Annotated in this window: 19 protein-coding genes; 10 read left to right on the forward strand and 9 right to left on the reverse strand. The window is 65.6% G+C overall.

Annotated features, from left to right (window positions below):
* Positions 1 to 558: a PqiC family protein gene (locus RA21_RS19835; RefSeq protein WP_039152076.1), complete on the forward strand. Its 558-nt coding sequence runs from the start codon at positions 1 to 3 to the stop codon at positions 556 to 558.
* Between the two features lie 44 nt (positions 559 to 602).
* On the opposite strand, the gene RA21_RS22135 is transcribed toward RA21_RS19835, so the two are convergent.
* The 3 genes from RA21_RS22135 to RA21_RS19850 all read right to left on the reverse strand — a co-directional run bounded on the left by RA21_RS22135 (position 603) and on the right by RA21_RS19850 (position 2,886).
* Positions 603 to 1,607, reverse strand: coding sequence for a peptidoglycan-binding domain-containing protein (locus RA21_RS22135; RefSeq protein WP_019296456.1), 1,005 nt, complete (start codon positions 1,605 to 1,607; stop codon positions 603 to 605).
* Positions 1,604 to 1,864 carry a DUF1127 domain-containing protein gene (locus RA21_RS19845; protein WP_019296457.1) on the reverse strand — a complete coding sequence of 87 codons (261 nt, stop codon included), beginning with the start codon at positions 1,862 to 1,864 and terminating at the stop codon, positions 1,604 to 1,606. The genes RA21_RS22135 and RA21_RS19845 overlap by 4 nt, the downstream gene beginning before the upstream one ends.
* A gap of 65 nt (positions 1,865 to 1,929) precedes the next feature.
* Positions 1,930 to 2,886 (reverse strand): homocysteine S-methyltransferase family protein, encoded by a 957-nt coding sequence (locus tag RA21_RS19850; protein ID WP_039152078.1) that lies wholly within the window; start codon positions 2,884 to 2,886, stop codon positions 1,930 to 1,932.
* Positions 2,887 to 3,051: 165 nt separating this feature from the next.
* Here RA21_RS19850 and RA21_RS19855 point away from each other — a divergent pair, with 165 nt between their 5' ends.
* On the forward strand, positions 3,052 to 4,617 hold the full coding sequence (locus RA21_RS19855) for a winged helix-turn-helix domain-containing protein (RefSeq protein WP_039152080.1): 1,566 nt from the start codon (positions 3,052 to 3,054) through the stop codon (positions 4,615 to 4,617).
* Here RA21_RS19855 and RA21_RS19860 read toward each other — a convergent pair.
* On the reverse strand, positions 4,589 to 5,629 hold the full coding sequence (locus tag RA21_RS19860) for a hypothetical protein (RefSeq protein WP_152610596.1): 1,041 nt from the start codon (positions 5,627 to 5,629) through the stop codon (positions 4,589 to 4,591). The two genes, RA21_RS19855 and RA21_RS19860, sit on opposite strands and share 29 nt — an antisense overlap.
* 118 nt (positions 5,630 to 5,747) lie before the next feature.
* Positions 5,748 to 6,362, reverse strand: a complete 615-nt coding sequence (locus RA21_RS19865; RefSeq protein WP_019296461.1) for a TetR/AcrR family transcriptional regulator — start codon at positions 6,360 to 6,362, stop codon at positions 5,748 to 5,750.
* Between the two features lie 102 nt (positions 6,363 to 6,464).
* Here RA21_RS19865 and RA21_RS19870 point away from each other — a divergent pair, with 102 nt between their 5' ends.
* Genes RA21_RS19870 through RA21_RS19885 form a run of 4 tightly spaced genes read left to right on the forward strand, consistent with a single transcriptional unit; the run spans position 6,465 to position 12,027 of the window.
* Positions 6,465 to 7,613: an efflux RND transporter periplasmic adaptor subunit gene (locus RA21_RS19870; protein WP_039152084.1), complete on the forward strand. Its 1,149-nt coding sequence runs from the start codon at positions 6,465 to 6,467 to the stop codon at positions 7,611 to 7,613.
* Between the two features lie 3 nt (positions 7,614 to 7,616).
* Positions 7,617 to 10,745 (forward strand): efflux RND transporter permease subunit, encoded by a 3,129-nt coding sequence (locus tag RA21_RS19875; RefSeq protein WP_039152085.1) that lies wholly within the window; start codon positions 7,617 to 7,619, stop codon positions 10,743 to 10,745.
* A complete protein-coding gene (locus RA21_RS19880; protein ID WP_052257727.1) occupies positions 10,742 to 11,158 on the forward strand; it encodes a DUF2141 domain-containing protein in 417 nt (138 codons plus the stop codon). Before RA21_RS19875 ends, RA21_RS19880 begins: the two co-directional genes overlap by 4 nt.
* 5 nt (positions 11,159 to 11,163) lie before the next feature.
* Complete coding sequence (locus tag RA21_RS19885) at positions 11,164 to 12,027, forward strand: ABC transporter six-transmembrane domain-containing protein (RefSeq protein ID WP_039152086.1); 864 nt, start codon at positions 11,164 to 11,166, stop codon at positions 12,025 to 12,027.
* 46 nt (positions 12,028 to 12,073) lie between these two features.
* On the opposite strand, the gene RA21_RS19890 is transcribed toward RA21_RS19885, so the two are convergent.
* Positions 12,074 to 13,372, reverse strand: coding sequence for a replication initiation protein (locus tag RA21_RS19890; RefSeq protein WP_039152088.1), 1,299 nt, complete (start codon positions 13,370 to 13,372; stop codon positions 12,074 to 12,076).
* Between the two features lie 591 nt (positions 13,373 to 13,963).
* Between RA21_RS19890 and RA21_RS19895 the strand changes: the two genes are divergently transcribed.
* The 4 genes from RA21_RS19895 (at position 13,964) to RA21_RS19905 (ending at position 18,065) form a co-directional block, all read left to right on the forward strand.
* The gene (locus RA21_RS19895; protein WP_039138054.1) at positions 13,964 to 15,388 is read left to right on the forward strand and encodes an AAA family ATPase; all 1,425 of its coding nucleotides are present in this window, start codon (positions 13,964 to 13,966) and stop codon (positions 15,386 to 15,388) included.
* Positions 15,366 to 16,457, forward strand: coding sequence for a ParB/RepB/Spo0J family partition protein (locus tag RA21_RS19900; RefSeq protein WP_039152089.1), 1,092 nt, complete (start codon positions 15,366 to 15,368; stop codon positions 16,455 to 16,457). Before RA21_RS19895 ends, RA21_RS19900 begins: the two co-directional genes overlap by 23 nt.
* Before the next feature lie 385 nt (positions 16,458 to 16,842).
* A complete protein-coding gene (locus tag RA21_RS22715; RefSeq protein WP_193747157.1) occupies positions 16,843 to 17,001 on the forward strand; it encodes a hypothetical protein in 159 nt (52 codons plus the stop codon).
* A complete protein-coding gene (locus tag RA21_RS19905) occupies positions 16,998 to 18,065 on the forward strand; it encodes a helix-turn-helix domain-containing protein (protein WP_039152091.1) in 1,068 nt (355 codons plus the stop codon). Before RA21_RS22715 ends, RA21_RS19905 begins: the two co-directional genes overlap by 4 nt.
* A gap of 37 nt (positions 18,066 to 18,102) precedes the next feature.
* Here RA21_RS19905 and RA21_RS19910 read toward each other — a convergent pair whose 3' ends face one another.
* The 3 genes from RA21_RS19910 to RA21_RS19920 all read right to left on the reverse strand — a co-directional run.
* On the reverse strand, positions 18,103 to 18,936 hold the full coding sequence (locus RA21_RS19910; protein WP_039152093.1) for a TonB family protein: 834 nt from the start codon (positions 18,934 to 18,936) through the stop codon (positions 18,103 to 18,105).
* Positions 18,933 to 19,316 (reverse strand): ExbD/TolR family protein, encoded by a 384-nt coding sequence (locus RA21_RS19915; RefSeq protein WP_039152095.1) that lies wholly within the window; start codon positions 19,314 to 19,316, stop codon positions 18,933 to 18,935. Before RA21_RS19915 ends, RA21_RS19910 begins: the two co-directional genes overlap by 4 nt.
* Before the next feature lie 10 nt (positions 19,317 to 19,326).
* On the reverse strand, positions 19,327 to 19,694 hold a 368-nt coding region (locus tag RA21_RS19920; protein WP_039152103.1), incomplete at its 5' end, for an ExbD/TolR family protein.

Below are 19,694 nucleotides of genomic sequence, written 5' to 3' on the forward strand. Positions count from 1 at the left end.
ATGATTAAACGCCTGCCTTTGCTGATCCCTCTTGCCCTGCTGGCGGCCTGCGCCGGCGGCAACGATCCCCGCTATCTGATTTCCTCCGCCCCCGGCGAAGCCGTCGCCAATCTGCGCGCGCGCTCGATCGAGGTTCGGCTGGTTTCACTCCCCTCCTACGCTGCGGCCTCTGACATTGTCGCCGAGGGCGAAGGCGGCGCGCTGTTTGCGCTGGATGGCGCGCAATGGGCGGATGACCCGGCCCGCGGCATGACCGCCGCCTTGGCCCGCGGCCTCAGCGAGCGCACCGGCGCCGCTGCCGCGATGGAGCCCTGGCCGCTGAACACCGGCCCGGACGTGCGCCTGGATGTGCGGGTGGATCAGGCCTATGCCCGCGCCGACGGGTTGTTTGAGCTTTCCGGCCAATTCGCCGTTTCCTCACCCGAAGGCACCGTGCGGGAATTCGTGCAGCGCTTCGATATCGCCACGCCGGTCAGCGGCGAAGGTGCCGCCGCCACCGCTGATGCGCTGTCCCTTGCACTGGCAGAGCTGGCCCGGCAAATATCCCGGGCCATGTAGCAGCGCATCACTGGACGTTGGAGACCCCTCGTATTGCGCTGCCTTCAGGCTGAAAACCCGATCATTTTCCTGTGCCGCTTCTCAATCCCCCAGCAGGACTTAAGCTGGGCAATGCAGATGCGGGCGAGCTGCAGCAGCTTGGCGTATTGCGTCTTGGCCTTCTTCGCGATTTTCAGCAGCTCATCATCACGCACTTCGGTGAATTTGCGTTCAAAAGCCTCCTTGGTTTCGTTGAGAACCGCAAACTGCACTTCGTACTCGACATAGGCATTGTCTGTTTTCGACAGCATCTTAAGCGCCTCTTTGGCAAACTTGTGGACCTCAGGGTCTGCATGGCCGTAGCAGTCGCTATAAATCTCCTGCATCCGTTCCTTGACCGCCCTTAACCTCTGAGCGTTGCGGTTGAAGATCTTGCTGTAATCGGGCACTGGCCAGACCACCCGCCCGCGCTTGCTGATTGCGCTTTTGGTCTCGGATTCGATGCGGCCGATCTCGATGATATGGCCATAGAAAGCCGCGGACTGCTTGCTGAACAAATCCATCGTCTTCTTGGCCTGTGCGATCAGGGCCTGGCGTTTTCTGATCTCGGAGGCAGGCAGCTGGTCAAAGCGGTGATGCAGAAAGTCCGCATCGCACAGCGGATCGACCACACCGGCATAAACCGTGTCCAGCCGCTCGCCCGCCGCCAGCATTTCGTCATGCAGCACGCGAATGGAATAGGCCTTGTGCCCGGATGCCAGAACAAGACCCGCCTTCACGGTCTTGCGGGCCTTCATGTAGTGCTTGTCAACCTCCCGGCGCTCCGGCAGCAGGTCCGGCAGCGGCCACGTCACCGCCTTGCGGCCCAGCCCCAGCGCCGCCAGGGTATCGGTCCCGGCAATACCGCTGGCCTTCAGGCGGGCTTTCTTCTGGAACGCCTTGACCGCTCCTTCCGTCTTGCTGCCGAACTTGCCGTCGGTTTTCAGCGCGGGTTTTGCGCCGGCAGTGTTCAAGGCGCGCTGAAGCGCCTTGACCTGGGGTCCCTTGGACCCGTTCTTCAGCGTGCTCATGGCCGGAACTCCCAGTAAACATCCCGTCCGCGGCGCAGCTGGCCCCTGACATCGTGCCGTTCAAGCCCGATATCCTTCAGCAGCCGGGCATCAAGCTGTTCCAGATGCGCAATGTCCCGCCGCAGCTTCCATTCACGGATCACCCGATTGCGCAGGCGCGCCCACAGGCCAGTCCGTCCCGGTGCCCGGGTCCCCGAAGTGCCGCCCGGAAGCCGCAGGTAATCAGATTGCGTGTAAGTGGTCTGGTAGAGTTTCATGTCTTATCTCCCTTGAAGGCCGGAGCGGGCTGCCGCTCCAGTCCGTTTCGTGTCCGGTTGAGGCCTCAGCCCGCCGCAGCGGCGGCATGGCGGCCGGCCATGCAGACGTGTTCGACATGGCGGTGATCGGTGCCGCAGCAGCCGCCGACGACAGTCAGATTGGGCAGCAGATGCGCCAGATCCCGGTGCAGCGCGCCGAACTCCTGCGGATCGCCGTCATCCAGCTCCTCCGCCTCGTCCAGCTCGGCATGCGACAGCCGCGACGCATTGGCCCGCAGACCGCGGATGCGGGCGGTCCACTTGCCGCCCTCGGCCAGCACCCCGGTGAAATGGTCAGGATGCGCGCAGTTGATCATGAAATACGCAGCCGCCCCGCCGGTCTCCGCATCGACCTGTTCGACGGCGCCGCGCAGGCTCTGGCCGGAGGGCAGCCGGCCATCGGTTTCCACCGTGAAGGAGATCACCGCCGGAATTGCGGCACTGCGGGCCGCTTGGACGATGCCGATGGCTTCCTCCGCATAGGTCATGGTGATGGCAGAGACCATGTCGGCACCCATTGCGGCGAACCATTCAACCTGCGTCTGGTGATAGGCTTCCGCCTCCTCCGCGGTCAGGATTTCGCTGGGCGCATAGCCATCGCTGTGCGGCCCGATCACCCCGTTGATGACAAAGGGCGACTGCGGCGTCTCCAACGCGTCGCGCAGATCCCGCAGGGTTGCGACCGCAGTACGGTGAACTGCCTCCAGCTGCTCCCTGCCAACTCCCAGTTCCGCCGCCCACCGCGGGCTGGCGCGCCAGGTCGGCGTGTCCATCACAAAGCCGCGGCGGTTGCGGACCGCCAGGTCGGCAAACCCGCGCATGTAGCGGGCGATGGCCTCCCTGCCCTCGCGGGTCTCCAGCGCCATGAAGGCGGCAAACAGCGGCAGGCTGATCCCCTCATGGAACACCAGCGTGGTTTCCAGCCCGCCATCGGCGATCATTTGCTGTCCATTCAATTGCGGCAGCGCGTCACGGTATTTCATCTGCTTTCTCCAATGCTGCAGCCCGGGTGCGGGCAATGTCGTGCAGCATCTGGATAGGCGGCGGCGCGGGCTCAGACTTGCGCAGGATCTGAGCTTTTCCTGAGAAACCCTGAGCCTTCGCGCTAAGTACTTGCCTGCAAAGCCAGTCCGGAACCGGGAAACAGCATGAAATTCACCTTCAATGATTGCGAGCTCGACACCGGCCTGTTTCAGATTTCGCGCGGCGGGGTCCGGCAAAGCCTGACACCGCAGACCCTGCAGCTGCTGGAATACCTGATCCGCAACCGGGACCGGGTGGTGCTGAAGGACGATCTGGCCGGCGCGGTCTGGGACGGCCGCTTCATCACCGATGCGACCCTGTCAACCGCGATCAAGGAAGCCCGCCAGGCGGTCGGAGACAATGGCCGCGACCAGCACACCATCCGCACTATTCACGGCAAGGGCTTCCGGTTTGTGGCGCCGGTTGCGGAACCTGCCAGGGCCGCCCATCCTGCCGCCCGCAGCGGCCAGACTGTTCTGGCGGTGTTGCCGTTCCGCTGCCTGGGCAGCGATGCTGACAACGCCTTTGTCGGCGAATGCCTGACTGAGGACACCATCGCCAGCCTGTCCCGGTTCCGCGAGTTCACCTTGCTGTCGCACCGCACAACGGAACAGCTTGCGGCGGATGGTATCTCAAACGCAGAGATGAGCCAGGCACATGGCGTTTCGCATGTTATCGAGGGCAGCGTCCGGCGCTCGGCAGAGCACTTGCGGGTGACGGTTCAGGTGACCGAAGCCGCCAGCGGCCATCTGGCCGCAACCGAGCAATTCGACCGCGGCGGCGGCACCGGCGGCCTGTTCGATATTCTTGAGGACATCGCACGGCTGATTGCCGGACGCCTCGGCAGCCGCCATGGCGAAATGGCAGAGCAGATCGCCCAGGCCGCACCGGCAGGGCGCAGCCGGTCCTGGGACACCCTGCGCCTGATCTCCCGCTTCTACGAATATTACCGCTGCTACGACCCCGCGATCCACGCAGAGGCCCGCGACGGCCTATGCCAGGCACTGGAATCGGACACGGAGTCCGCCGAGGGCTGGGCGGCCTACGCCATGCTGCTGCTGGAAGAATACCGCTATCACATCAACCCGCGTCCGGATACCGACGCGCTGGCGCTCTGCGCGGCAGCGGCGCGACGGGCCGTGGCCTGCGACAGCCTGAATGCCTTTGCACAGATGACGCTGGCGCTGGCGATCTTTTATCAAAAGGACATTGCAGGCTTCCGGGACGCTGCCGGCCGCGCTCTGGCACTGAACGCCGGCCATTGCGATGTACTGGCGGAAATCGGCTCCTGCTACCTGTTCCTTGGGGAATACGACCGCGCAGTTGAACTCCTGGACCGGGCCATCGACCTCAGCCCGGTGCACCCCGGCTGGTACCACTACGCCCGCTGCTGGCTCTATGCCAGCCAGGGGTTTTTCGAAGCGGCACTGGTCGAGGTGGAGCGGGTCCCGATGCCAGAGTTTTTCTGGTACCAGGCGCATCTGGCGTGGCTGCACGCGGAGCTGGACAACATGCAGGCCGCCGCCCGGGCGGTGGCGCAGATGCGGCAGATGTTCCCCGAGTTCGAGCAGGTGGCGCTTCAGGAACTGGAGTTGACCAACATCAGCGCCGAACACGGCGCGGCGGCAATCAATGGCTGGCGGAAAGCCGGGCTCAACATCGCTACCGGGCCGTCCCTGACCCCGCCCTGAACACCCCCGGAACCGCAATCGCGCCTGAGACCGCAACCGCAACCGCCAGCGCCGGATATCCGCCAAGGGCAACCAGCAGGCTGCCCGCACCGCCGCCGAGCGCAAATCCCAGCAGATACCGCGCCATCCCGAATGGCGGTGAGTCCGTGGCTTCCAGATACAGCGGAAAGAACAGGAACAGCCCGAAGGCATTGCACAGGATCATCAGCCCCAGCGCGGTTTCGGAAAAGGCGGCATAAGTCAGCCCGCCCGCCAGCGCCGCGATCAGCAGCCCGGCAAGCTGCAGCCAGCGCCGCAGACGGCTGGAGGCCAGACCCGCAAGAAAAGACCCAAGCGCCGAGAACAGCAGGCTGGCCGCCAGCCAGCCGCTCAGGCTGCGGACACCCAGATCAATGGCATAGAGTTCCAGCAACGCCCAATAGGCACCCATCAAAACAAAAAAGGGAAACAGGCTGATGTCGCGCGCCCAGGCAAAAGCTCCGTAATCCGGGCGGCCTCCTGCCGGCACGGAACGCACCAGAATGGCCAGTTGAAGACCCGCCAAGGCAGCCAGGAACGGCAGCGAATTCAATCCCGCCAGTGCCAGAAAGACCAGCAGCACAAAGGACACCACGCACCCCAGGCTCATGCCATACCCGAACACCCGCAGCGCCTTTTGGCTGTGCAGCCCAAGGGACAGGGGAACGGACAACACCACACCCATCGAAACGCCGGCCAGAACAGACCCTGCAACAAGAGAGGCCAGTCCGAAGACCGGAACCGCGGCAGCGCCAATCGTGCAGGCCAGGACGGTCCCGGCGGCGATCCTTGGCCCGGACGGCCGCGGCAAACCCGGCCCGGCCAGGCAGCCGGCCGTCGCAGACAGAAGCAGCAGGCTCGCTACCAGTCCCGCCGCGGTGCTGCTGCTGCCGCTTTTTTGCGACAGCTCCGCCAGCCAGACCGGCATCGTGTTCAGCACGGTCACCGCGTAACCGATCAGCAGGATGGGAATCTTGGTCTCTGGATCGCGCAAATGTCCTGTTGCCCCGGTTCCGTGCCGCATGGCCGGGCAGGCAAACCGCCTGCCAGCCCCAAAGACTATAGCTCCCTGCGCCCACACCGCCAGAACGGACACACGGCCCGGCAGGCGCTTAAGGCGCCAGGACGGCCGCGGAAACAAAATCCCACAACCCTTTTTGAACCTTGCGCATGGGCAGTTTGCTCAGCACGCAACGGTAGGCGCTGCCCTCCGCCACCTCGATGATCAGCTGTGCCGTCTCCCCCGGATCGGGCAGGCGGCGCAGGCCGCCTTCGGCAATTCCGCGCTCCAGCACCGCCGTCAGCGCGGCGGCTAGCTGCTCCCGGTTGTCCATGAACATCGCGGCAATGTCGGGCTTGCGAATGGCCTCGCCGGAAATCTCCAGCGTCAGGATCACGGTATCCGGATCCGCCAGGTATTTGGCATAGGCCGCCACAAACTTTTTCAGGACCTTCGGCGCCGGGGCCGGGCCGGCCAGCATCTTCAGAAACGGCGCCAGTTCCAGCCGCTCCAGCGCCGCGATTTCTGCCAGCACGTCATGCTTGCCCGGGAAGTGATTATAAAGATTGCCCAGGCTTACCCCGGCCTTCTTCGCAATATCCCGCACTCCGGTCTGGTGATAGCCGTTCTCCAGAAAGCACTCCAGCGCCGCCTCCAGGATCTGCGCCCGGCGCTGTGCAATTGCCTTTTCCCGTTTCGATGCGGCCTTGTCTTCTCCGGCAGGCATTTTTTCGGAACACTCCTTGAACGAACGATCGTTCACTGTATATGCCAGATAACACCGCCCCGCAAGGGGCAGTGATTCTGGTTTCGGCGGGAAAGGCAGCAGATGGCAAACACAACACCCAAGGCTCCGGTGCGGCGCGGCAGGCAATGGCTGTGGCTGGCCGTTTCGGTGGCGGTCCTGGCCGCAGTTGTCCTGCTGCTGTTTGAGACCGAGGACACCGCCGATGTGACCCGCGCGGCAGCGCCGCCGCCTGCCCCCGCGGTTTCGGTCATTGCGGTTTCGCCCGCCCCGGCCCGGGCTGTTGTCTCCGCCTACGCCGAGCTGCGCCCGCGCTGGGATGCTGAACTGCGCTCTGCGGTCTCCGGCCGGATCCTAGCGGTGCACGGCGGTGCACTGGCCGGCGCCCGGGCCGCCGAAGGCACGCCGTTGTTTTCCATCGAGAAAACCCGCTATGAAACCGCCGTTGCCGCGGCTGAACTGTCTCTGGAACAGGCCCGGCTTTTGTTGCTTCAGGCCCGGAACAAGGTGACCGTCGCCCAGCGGCAGTTTGCCCGCGACGGCGCCAGCCCGCCCAATGACCTGGCGCTTCACCTGCCGCAGCTGAGGATCGCCGAACGCAACGTGGCCGCCGCCAAGGCGCAGCTGCAGACCGCGCAGCGCGATCTGGCGGATTGCGAGGTCACGGCCCCCTTCTCCGGGTTTGTCACCCGCCGCCTGGCCAGCCTCGGCCAGACCGTAAACGCGGGCGATCCCCTGCTGCAGCTGGCCGATAACCGCCAGTTCGAAATCACCGCCGGGCTGAGCCAGGAGGACTGGAAGCTGCTGCAACAGCCCGTCACCGGCCAGATGGCGGAGCTTTACCACCGCAACGGCCAGCCCCTCGGCCAGGCCCGGATCCGCCAGGGCGGCGGATTCCTCGATCAGAAAACCCGCCAGATGCGCATCTTTCTGGAGGTCACGGACCCGCAGCAGGCGGTGCTCGCGGGCGACTTCCTGCGCGTTGCCTTCCGCGGGCGGGAGCTTTCCAGCACCCTCACCCTTCCCGAAGGCACATTGACCCGGGCCGGGCATATCTGGCTGGTCGACGGCGCCGGCCTCCTGCAGCGCATCACCCCCAGGGTGCTATTCCGGCACGGCGGGAACATCATCATTGACGCACCCGAGGGCACCGGCCCCTGGCTGGTGGCCCGGACACCGCTGGCCTCCTTTCTGCCCGGCCAGCGCGTCAGCCCGAAACCGGCGGAGGGCTGAACCATGCACGCCCTGACCGCCTGGTTCATCCGCAACCCCGTCGCCGCCAACCTGATGATGGCACTGATCCTGTTCCTCGGGGTGCAGACCCTGATGTCGATCCGGATCGAAGGCTTCCCGCGCATCCCGCCGGAAAGCGTCGAAATTTCCATCGAATACCCAGGCGCCACCGCCGCCCAGGTGGATGAGCTGGTGACGCAAAAAGCCGAACAGGCGCTCGAAGGCCTGGAGGGTGTGCGCAGCATCACCTCGCTGTCGGCCAACGGCCTCAGCACCATCTCTGTCCGCCGCGCGGGCGGCGAGAAACTGCAGGCGGTGCTGGACCGGGTCCGCATCCGCATCGACGGGCTGGCCGATCTGCCGGACAAGGCCCGCCGCCCGGTGATCGAGGCGTCAGGCTTCGACTTCCCGGCGCTTTACGTAAACCTGCACGGCCAAGCCGGCCCGGCCACCCTGCAAACCCTGGCCCAACGGCTGAAGGAGGAGCTGCTGGCCCAGCCGGAACTGTCGCGGCTCAAGATCTGGGGCCTGATCCCGCGCGAACTGAGGATCGAGGCGGACCCGGAACGGCTGCGCCAGTACGGGCTGACCGCCGGCGATGTGGCGGCGGCGATCCAGTCAAACTCGCTGACCTTCCAGGCAGGCCAGCTGCGCACCCAGGATGGCACCATCCACCTGCGCGCCGACAACCGGGCCCGCTACGCGCCGGAATACGGCGCCCTGCCGGTGATCGAACGCGAGGACGGCTCGCATGTTCCGCTGCGCGACATCGCCACAATCGAGGACGGCCACCTGGAGGGCGACTTCCTGTTCCGCCTCAACGGCAGCCCCACCGTCGGCATGGAGGTGCTGGTCGGGCAAAAGGAAAACCTGCTGGAAATCAGCCGCGTTGTCCGCAGCGTGGCAGCGGACTTCGAACGCCACCTGCCGCCCTCGGTCCAAATTGAGGTCTGGGGCGACAGCGCCGGCTACATCGCCGACCGGCTGGCCCTGCTCAAATCCAACGGCGTGCAGGGGCTGATCCTGGTGGCGCTGATGCTCTCGGTTTTCCTGAACGTGCGGCTGGCGTTCTGGGTGGCGATGGGCATCCCGATCTCGGTCATGGGCGCCATCGCGGTGGCCGGGTCGAAATGGGTGGACTACTCGCTGAACGACGTAACCACCTTCGGCCTGATCCTCGCCCTTGGGATCCTGGTCGACGACGCGGTGGTGGTCGGCGAAAGCGTGTTCGAGGAACGCCGCAAGGTGAAAGACCCGGTAGAAGGCACCGAAAAAGGCGTGCACAAGGTCGCCGTCGCAACCGTCTTTGGCGTGCTGACCACCATCGCCGCCTTCTTTCCGATGCTGCTGATCGACAACCCGCTGGGCAAGGCGCTGGCCGGTTTTTCAGGCATTGTGATCCTGGCCCTGATCTTCTCCCTGATCGAAAGCAAGTTCATCCTGCCCGCGCATCTGGCCCATGTGCCGCTGCAGCCGCGCCGCCGCTATCTGCTCAGCCGCCTGTGGGGCCGCATCCAGGACGGGGCGCGGGGCGGGCTCTGCTGGGTCCGCGACCGGATCTATCAGCCGCTATTGGTGGTGTCCGTGACCTACCGTTACGCCGTGTTCGTGCTGTTCATCGTCGCGGCCTGTCTGGGGCTTGGGCTGATGGTCAAGGGCAAGGTCCGCACCGTTTTCTTCCCTGAGGTCCCGGGCCAGGTGATCACCGTGAACCTGGAAATGGACGCCCGCGCGCCTTTTGCCCTGACCCGAGAAAATGTGGACCGGATCGAGGCGGCGGGCCATGCGCTGAACCGGGAGCTGGCGGAACAGACCGGAATGGAAGCCGCGCCGGTCAAAACCTTCTTCACCATCATCAGCAGCGCAGGCAGCGCCCAGATCTATGCCGAGATGCTGCCGGTGGCAGACCGCCCCGATGTCCCGATCCTGGACGTGGTCCGCCTTTGGCGCGAACGCACCGGCGCGGTCGAGGGCGCAACCGAGCTGGATTTCACCGGCTCCGAGGAACTGGCAGGCGGCTTCCGCATCCGCCTGATGTCCAAGGACGAAGACCTGCTGCGCCAAGCCAGCGGCGAGATGCGCAGCTTTCTTGGCGGCATCGAAGGTGTGTCCAGCATCCGCGACGGGATGGCCGGCGGCCAGCCCGAGCTGAAGCTGCGCCTGCGCCCTGACGCCCGCAATCTCGGTTTCACTGCGGAAACCCTGGCCAGCCAGATCGGCAACGGTTTCGGCGGTGCCGAAGTTGCCCGCATCCGCCGCGACGGGTCAGAAATCCGGGTGCTGGTGCAGAACAACCGCGCGGCCCGCGATACCATCAGCGACCTGATGCAGCTGCGCCTGCGCAGCAACACTGGCGCCTGGGTGCCGCTGGGGACCGTCGCCGATATTGAGGGCAGCTATGTCTCCGGCGTGATCCACCGCCGCGACGGGCGGCGGGTCAACACCGTGGCGGCAGCAATCGACCGCGCGGTGGCAGCGCCCGGCGAGGTCGGCCAGGCCGTCTTTGAACAGCTGGTGCCGCAGCTGGCCGCCAAATACCCCAGCGTCCAGGTCGCCGCTGCAGGCGAGCTCGAGGAGACGGAGGAAATTCAGGGCGGGCTGCTGCGCGCACTGATCCTCGCGGCGGTGCTGATCTATGTGCTGATGGCGGTGCCGCTCCAAAGCTACTGGCAGCCCTTCGTGATCCTGGCCATCGTGCCCTTCGGCTTTGTCGCCGCCGCCGTCGGCCATCTAATCATGGATGTGCCGCTGTCGCTCTTGTCATTCTTCGGAATGCTCGCGCTCACCGGCGTGATCGTGAACGACAGCCTGGTGATGATCACCCGCTACAATCAGGCCCGCGAAGGGGGCGGGACCGTTGCCCGCGCCCTGCATCAGGCGGGCATTGGCCGCTTCCAGGCGATTTTCCTGACCACTGCCACCACGGTGATCGGCCTGCTGCCGCTGCTGTCGGAAACCTCCGAACAAGCGCAATACCTGATCCCCGCCGCGGTCTCCCTGGCCTTTGGCGAGCTGTTCGGCACCGCCCTGATGCTCATCCTGGTGCCGGTGCTGATCGCCATCGCAGAAGACATTATCGCCCTCTTCCGCCTCCCCCCTTCCCCGCAACCTGAACACAGGAAACCCGCATGACCCGCTTCCTCACCCTCGCCGCCGTTCTGACAGTCCTCTCCTCCCCCGCCTCGGCCGAGGGTCTGCGCCTCACCATCGACGGCATCCGCAACAGCCAAGGCAATATCCTGATCGCTGTCTTCAGCGAGGCCAAGGCCTACGAAACGCTGGACTTCTGGCAAGCCGAAGCCTTTGCCGCGGTCCCCGCCCGGCCTGGCAGCACCGCGCATGCCTTCCCGGAACTGACCGCAGGCCCCTATGCGGTGGTTCTCTTTCACGACGAAAACGGCGACGAGGACCTGAACTTCAACGGCGATAAACAGCTCGAAGGCATCGGCGTTTCAGGCGCCAGCAGCCCGCAGGACGAACCCGGTTTCGCCGAAGCCTCGGTTGGCCCGGGCAATACCACGATCCATGTGTTTTACGGCGGGTGAAGGCGATGCTGGCTGACCGGGGTCTGACCCTTCTATCACTGCTGACGGTCTTCAAGGGCCGCATTGCGCTGACCTGGGCGCTGACGCTGGGCGAGGCCGCCCTGACCGCGCTTGTTCCGCTGTTCATCGGCTTTGCCATCGACGGCCTGCTGGGTGAAACCCCCCGCGCCCTGTGGCATCTGGCGGGCCTGCTGGCCGCGCTGGTTGCGCTTGGCGTCACCCGCCGTCTCTATGACACCCGCGCCTACGGCACCATCCGCGTCGAACTGGGCAAGGCGCAGGCGGCGCGCTCCGCCGCCCTGCCGGTCTCAGCCCTGAACGCCCGGCTGGACATGGGGCGCGAACTGGTGGACTTCCTGGAAGACACCCTGCCCTCCGCGATGGCCGCAGGCGTGCAATTCGCGGTCTCCATCACGGTGCTTTTTGCCTTTGCGCAGCAGCTGGCCCTCGCTGCCCTGGCTGCCGCCTTTGGCATGGCCGCCGTCTATGCCCTGTTCCACCGCCGCTTCTTCCGCCTCAACGGCCAGCTCAACCAGCAGACCGAGCGCCAGGTCGGCGTGCTGGAGAAACGCGCACAGGGGTCAACGCTGGCCCATCTGCGGCGCCTGCGCCGCTTTGAGGTGCAGCTGTCGGATGCCGAGGCCATCCTCTACGGCGCGGTCTTTGCCCTCCTGCTGGCGCTGATCCTGTTCAATCTCTGGTTCGCTGCCGCGATGATGACAGTCACCGCCGGCGCAGTGTTCTCGATTGTCGCCTATTCCTGGGACTTTGCCGAGGCCTCGCTCAGCCTGCCGGTCACCCTGCAAACCTGGTCACGCCTGTCTGAAATCACGGCGAGGCTGAACCGGGCCCCCGGGCGCGCGTCCTGAAATCCGGCTCCAGCTGCCGGGCAGCCGGGGGTGGCATCCCTGCCGGCTATTGCCCGCTTTCCAGCTCCGCCAGATCCTCCAGCGCACCGGGGATCAGCTCTTCCCAGAACTCCGCCATCGGTCCCGCCAGCAGCGCCGCACTCCAGCCGCGGTTGCGGAATTCCTCGCGGTCGATCTCATCCTCCAGGCGGCTCAGGAACAGCCGCTTGTCGGCATCCCGCTGGGTGGGCGAGCGCCCCGCCGCCAGCTCCCGGATCCGCTCCAGCTTCTGCGCGCGCAGGGACCGTTCCCGCGCCTTGGCCGCATCCTCTGCCGCCGCTGCCCGCGCCGCCTCGGCCTCTGCCGCCTTGCGCGCCTCTGCCGCGGCCAGCACCTCCGGCGACACCGCCTTGGCCGTTTCGGCCGGCGCATCCTTGTAGTCGTCCCGCAAGGCCGCACTCAGGTAGCGCACCGGGCTGTCGACGCCCTTGCGCCCCTTCAGATAGCCGACCTTCTCGGCGACATAGTCCTCGCCATGCTCGGCAATCCACTGCCGCGCCAGCCGGTCGCTGACCCCCAGCTCCATCAGCTGGGTGTAAACAGCCCCCTGCCGCACCCCTGCCCCGTCGTCGATATCCAGCATCGCCAGCTGCGGGTTCTCCTTGATCAGGAACCGCACCTCCGCCACCTGCCGGCCCATCTTCTTGAACTCCGGTGTCAGCAGAATGTTGGAGGTCTTGTTCACCTCCGCCACTGCCGGCTTGATGATCTTGGCATTCAGATGCTTGAAGCTCTCGTAATAGGCGCTGCCATCCACCCCCATCAGGCGGCGGAACAGCGCAATGTCCCACCAGCCGGTCGATCCCGTCCGCACAAAGCGGTAGCAGTTTTCATAAAGCGCCAGCGCATGGCCGCTGGTGAACCGCCGCTGAATGTTCAGATTGATCAGGGCAAAGACCTTGGGGTCATGCAGCTTCTCCGCCAGTGCGGGCGAATAGGCGTACTCGCAGACCCCGCCCGACAGCTTGGCGTAGGACAACAGGGAACTTACGCCCCACTCCTGCCGCCCCTGCTCATCCAGCATGTCCCATTCCGCCACCGTCTCCGCCAAGGAGCGCAGCGACTGTTTCAGCGTCTCCATATCGTTGGAATTGTAGCCCACCATCAGGCACAGCGTCTGCGCGTCGATCTGGTGCTTGGGCTTGGTGACCAGCGCGTCATAGGCATTGAGCAGCAGCACGTTCGACAGCTTCCGCTGCAAGAGCGTCAGCTTGCCGGAGACATGGATCGCCGCCACGTTCTTCTTTACCGACCCCCGGCGCAGGGGGCCTGTCAGCTTGCTGTGCGGGATGTTATCAGCGTCCATCGCCCTGCCCTTTCGTCCCGCTTCGGCCTTTGCGACTCTCCGGGATCTGCTCTCGCGGTTACTATGACGGAAAAGGCACCCGTTCTCAATCCTGCTTTGGGCACCCTTTTACGGGAGAGCCCCGTCCCGCAAACGGGTACCTTTGGCATCCGCCCCTGAATTTCTGCGGAAATCCATCCCCGAAATCCCGCTTTTCAGGCTAATCTGAGGCCGGAAACCGCCCGAAACCGGCCTTCTGAGTCGCGGGTGCCCCTCCTCCTGCGAATCGGAACCCTTCTTCCCGCAGACAGGTACCCATGATCCCGGAAACGGGTTCCTTTGGTACCGGAGACAGGTGCCCAAACACTCTTAACCGTATGAAATATAAAGGATTACCTGACCTAAAGACTCTAAACTGAATCAAAGATTCACAACATTTCAACCTGTTTGTGCCATAGTAATTTTTGGGGAAAAGACTCATATTATCCGCGGGATACGGACGGCAGCGGAAAACAGATGCGCTGTCAGATAATGATTCACTCTCTGCCCAGGATGTGCGACAAAAACCGGGATAACACGCCAAACAGGCGATATACCCGAGGCATAAGGCACATGGCAAAGAAACCTGATACCCCCCTGCCCCCCTATTTCAACCTGGATCCGGAGGCTGCAGCGGCCAAGCTCGGTGAGCTGGTCGACACCGCCAGATTCGCCAAGGCAGCCGCATTTGCAGGGCGCGGCCGCGATGATCTGGCCAAGCGCGGCTACGCTCCCGACGGGCGCAAGCGGCTGCGCAAGTTCTCCACCTGGGAGATCACCCGCTACCTGATCCCGGTGGCCCCCGCCCACCTGCGCCGGGTGCTGAACAAGAACCCCGACCTGCCCCAGGGCGAAGGCGCCAGCGGCTCCAAATGGTTCACCCTGGAGGAAGTGCTGAAACTGCGCGACCATTTCGCGGAGGAAGGCATCTCCACCAAGGAGTACCGCCCCTACCGCCCCGAGGGCCTGCCCGCCAAGGTGGTCGCGGTTGCCAACTTCAAGGGCGGCGTCGGCAAGACCTCCACCGCGGCGCATCTGGCGATGTCGGCGGCGCTCGACGGTTACAAGGTGCTGGTGGTCGATCTCGACTCCCAGGGCTCGATGACCTCGATCCTCGGCGGCCAGGTGGCCGACGAATGGCAGACCGTCTTTCCCCTCCTCGCCCGTGATTATGCGGATGCGGTGGAGGCTGAGAACAAGGTCCGCGCCGCTTCCGGCCTCAACGCCATTCCGCTCGATGAAACCCTGACCGAGGCCAGGGAGGTTTCGCTGCGAAACGTGGTCCAGAAAACCCACTGGCCCAACATCGACCTGATCGGCGCGCAGCTGAACCTGTACTGGGCGGAATTCCAGATCCCGGTCTGGCGCATGGGCTTGCGCAACTGGGCGCTGTGGGACGCGCTGACCAATGCGCTGGACCAGGGCGGCGCGCTCGATGACTACGACATCGTGCTTTTGGATACGCCGCCTGCCCTGGGATACCTGACGATCAACGCACTGGCCGCGGCCGACATCCTGATGGTGCCGCTTGGCGCGTCTTTCCTGGAGTTCGACTCGACGGGCCGTTTCTTCGACATGCTTTATTCCACCTTCGCCTCTATCGAGGACGGCGAAAACGCCGGCCGCCGCCGCGCAGGGCTCCCCGAGATGAAGTTCGAATGGGACGTGGTCCGGGCCCTGATCACCCGCTTTGACGCCAGCCAGCAAAGCGATCTGGCCAATGTGATCCAGGCTTATTTCGGCGACATGATGAATGCCTACCGGCAGGATTACACCGCCATGGTCGGCCAGGCCGGCGAAAGCGTGTCCGGCATCTACGAGGCCGACTACCGCAATTTCAACCGCGAGACCTACGTGCGCGGGCGTGAAGTGTTCGACCGCACCTATGCGGAATTCAAGGAGCTTCTGATCGGCAGCTGGTGGCGCGATCAGCAGATGGAGCAGGCAGAACAGACCCAGAAAGAGGACAGAGCAGATGGCACGCCGCAGACAGCTTGAGACCCCTTCGCCCGAGGCGCTGAAGGAAATTGAGGCCGGCATTGACCGGGATCTGGCCCGCAGCCCAGGCCTGCGGCCGCCAATTGCCGACGTTGTGGCCGACGCGGCCCGCCACGCCGACCCGCTGCCTCAGGCCGACCGTGAGGCCATCGCCCGCGACAAGGCCGATGCCGAACGCCTGCGCGCTGCCGAGGGCAAGGGCCTGGTGGCGGTGGAGCTGCCGCTGGAGGACATCACCGCGGATGCTCTGAACCGGGACAGAATTGAACTGGACGAGGAGGAGATGCAGGAGCTGATGACCTCGATCTCGGTCAACGGCCTGCGCCTGCCGATCGAAGTCTTTGAACCGTTGAACCCGGAAGATGCGGGTAAATACGCGCTGGTCTCCGGCTACCGCCGCCTGACTGCGCTGCGCCGTCTCAACGCGGTCAGCGGCGGCGACCGGTTCCAGACCATCCCGGCCTTCATCCGCGAACCCGGCAGCATCGCCAATGCGCTGGTCTCGATGATCGAAGAGAACGAGATCCGCTCCGGCCTCAGCCAGTATGAACGCGGCCGGGCGGCGGCGTCGGCAGTGCATGATGGCATTTTCGCCAGCGTCGACGAGGCGGTGGCGGTTCTGTTCCAGCACGCCTCCAAGGCCAAGCGCTCCAAGATCCGCTCCTTTGCGGTGATCCACGAGGAGCTCGGCGATATGCTGAGCCACGGCACCGGCCTGAATGAACGCCAGTGTCTGCGCCTGGCCGGCGCCTTGAGGACGGGTGCGGCAGAGCGTCTGAGAGCGGCGCTGGAGCGGGCAGGCGGACGCTCCGCAGCGGAGGAATGGGAGGCAATGGTTCCGGTCATCGAAAGCACCGAAGGCGAGCCGCTGGACCCCAGCCGCGGCGGCCGTCCCAAGACCGCAAAGAAGGTCGAAAAGGCCCGCCGCACAGAGGTTGCCCGCGGCATCACGATCGAACGTGAGTACGGCCCCGCGGGTTATGCCATCCGCTTCTCCGGCAGCGAGGTGACGCAAGAGCTGGTGGACACGGTCATGGACAACGTCCGGCACCTGCTGGAACACGGCTGACAAGCCGGCCCCCAAGACAGGTTTCGCAGCGAAACCCCGGCCCGATGGGCCGGGGTTTTTCTTTGCCGGCCCGGTCATTCCGGCACCTGTCCCGGAGGTTTCGCAGCGAAACCCTTTCTGGAGGAGCGCGCAGGGCAGGGGGAAAACTCGGCGGTTGTTCAGGTCATTTCCGGTTTCAGGCGCGTCGGCTGGATCGGCTTTTGCGCAGGTTTCGCAGCGAAACCTTCCGGGGGCAGGAGAGGCTACTGATTCATTTTGCCCGGCCGCCAGCGGTTCCCGGGCAGCCTCAACCTTAGCCTTGGCGGAGCAGAGGTTTCGCTGCGAAACCTCCGGACTGAAGCGCGAGCCTTGCCGGGGAGATGGGATGACCCGGACCGCTGCTGCCATGAAATGGACCATCGGGCCTTGCCTGTTCGAGGTCACGTTTGCGGCTGTCTCTTGCTTCGCAGCGCGCTTCGGTGCGGCAAGGGGGATCGGGTGGTTTTCAACGGAAAAACAAAAAGCCTTGGGTAATGTGCAAAATCATCATATTTTGCACTTATGAAACCGAACCCTTTTGAAACCAAAGGCGCTGCCGGGGCGGCCGCTGACAGCCCATTCGACGGTGAAACCGGGGAGGAGGACCTGTGGTTCCTGCCTGGGCCGCCGGAGGAGGAGGTGGATTTCCTGCCGCCGCTGCCGCGCAGCGACCCGGATGAGCGGGCGCAGATTGCCGGCTGGGAACAGGCGCAGGCTGCGGAGGCGCTGCATCTGGCGCAGGCGGCAGTGCGGTTCGGCGCGCTGGATGAGCGGCTGCGGCGCGGCCCGGAGGGATGGCGGCACCGGCTGGCACTGACAGAAGCGTCAGAGCTGAGCTGGCTGTCCGGCGACCGGATCTCTGCCGACCGGCTGGGGCTGTGGCAGGCGATGCGGATCAGCGCTGCCGGGGAGGACACCGCGGCGCTGCAGCGCACCGCCTGGGCGTTGCGGCGGCTGTCGGGCGGTCCTGGGCCAGGGGCGGACATCGCCGGGTTCCTGGGCCGTCACGAGGCCCGCGGGGATGACCCCCTGACCGGCAGGATCGCTGGTTGGAATGCGATTATGAAAGCGGCCTCGTCCCTGCATCCGATTGTCCGCGCGTGTTTTGCCCTTCACCTCTGGCCGCTGGCCGGGATCGGACCTGAGGGCGATGTTCTGGAGGGCGCGGTGATCGCTGCGCGCATGTCGGCGGGCGAGGGGCAGGACGGCGCCCTGTTTGCGCCGCTGCTGATGAGCGGGGCAGGGGGGCTGCGCGGCGGCGGGGCGCCGCAGGAGCGGCTGCAGCGCTGGCTGCAGGCGGTGGACCAGGGGATCCTCCGCGCGATGCGGCATCTGGATCAGCTCGACCGGTGGGAAGGCGATGCCCGCCGCTGCATCAAGCCGCTGTCGGGCCGCACCCCGCCGCGGCTGATCGAAGTGTTCCGCAGCTGGCCGATGGTGACGGCGCCGCTGGCCGAAGAGCTGACCGGCGTCAGCCGCGCGGCGGTGCAGCGCAACATTGCCTGGTTCGAAGCGCAGAACCTGGTGCAGGAGGTAACCGGGCAGGGCCGGTTCCGTGTCTGGCGGGCCGCCTTGAACGCCGGGGCCTGAGCGGGCCTGCGTCAGGGCGCGCGCTCAGGCAGCGGTTCTATTTGGTGAAACTGATGGGCAGGCTGAGGCGGATCTGGCTGGCCTGCAGTTTTTTCGGCGCGGGCGGGAAGTTTCCGGCACGGGCAACGGCGGCCAGGGCTGCCTGATCAAACGCAGCTATCCCTGACGATCTGGCGATGCGGTGGTCCAGCAGGCGGCCATCACGGGCAACTGTCAGGCGCAGCACCACCTGTGCCTGGCCCTTGGCGCCGGAGGGGTAGCGTTTGCGCCGTTCGATACGGGCACGGATCTTGTTGCCCCAGACGTTGCGTAGCTTTGCCTCGCGGCCCGGGTCGGCGGTGGCGGTCCGGGCACCGCCGGATTGGCCCGCCTCGGCGCCGCCGCCAGATCCCGCCGCCCGCTGGGCCTGCTGGCCAGCAGAATTCCTGTTGGAGTTTGCCTTGGGGGCGGGTTTCTGCTGCGGCTCAGGGTCCAGCTTGGCCTGCGGCTCCGGCTTTGGCGCTGGTTTGCGCGGCTTTGGCGGCGGCGGTGGCGCGGTGTCCGCCTGCACCGGCTGGGCCGCAGCGGGCTGGGTTAGCGGGGCCAGCAGCGCGGCACGCGGCGCCTGGGCCAGATCAAACTGCGGCAGGGCAGGGGCCTGGACCCGGGGCAGCGGGTCTGCGCTTTGGGTTTCGATCTGCGGGGCCTCAGGCGGCTTCTGCCAGGCCTCGGCCATGCGGGCGACCTCGGCGCTGGCCGGCTGGAGCGAGACCAGCGCCTCGCCGCCCGCACCGCTGGATTGCGCGCCCTGCTCTGGCGCGCTGGCAAAGAGTGCTACGTGGATGAGGCCCGCGAGGCCCGCAAAGACAGTGAATTCAGCGGCGCGTTTCATCGGCGGTGCACCACCAGTTCGGCGCTGGCGAGGCCCGCCTCAGCCAGCTGGCGCAGGATGCGGGCGAGGGTCTTGGCCTCCAGCCGTGCGTCGGCGCGCAGTTGCACGTTGGGATGGCCTGCACTGGCGGCGGCGAGGCGGGTGAGAGCGGCCTCATCCTCGGCCCCGTCGAAATACATCCGGCCATCGGCGCTGATGTAGAGCACAGGCTGGGCCTCTGGCGCGGTCTCGGAGGCGGCATCGGGCGGGGTGACGTCAAACGGGTCAGGCTGCGCCAGGCGCGAGGTCATCAGGAAGAAGATCAAGAGCAGGAACACCACGTTGATCATCGGCACGATGGATTCGGCGCGGGGGCGTTTCGGGGGATCGCTCAGGTCCATGGGCGTTGCCTCATTCCACCAGCACGACGTTGCTGAGGCCCGCTTGCTGCAGCAGGGCGGTGATGTCAGTGATGCGCTGCAGGCTGGCACCGTCGCGGCCCCTGAGAATCAGCATGTCGGCGGGGGATTTCATCAAGGGCGCCAGCGCCTGAGGGAGGTTTGCGTCCGCCACCGGCACGCCGTTCACATCCAGGTTGCCGGGTCCGACGCCAATGAGGCGCGGCGGGCCGTCGTAGCTGCCGCCCTGTCCGGCCAGCGGCAGTTGCAGCACCGTGTCCATGCCAAAGCGCGAGGCCAGCATGAAAAACACCAAGAGCAGGAACACCACGTCGATCATCGGCGTGAGGCTGGGCTTGCGCCGGGGGCGCGGGGCGGGGG

This window comes from Leisingera sp. ANG-DT, assembly GCF_000813785.1.
In the GTDB taxonomy this organism is placed as follows: domain Bacteria; phylum Pseudomonadota; class Alphaproteobacteria; order Rhodobacterales; family Rhodobacteraceae; genus Leisingera.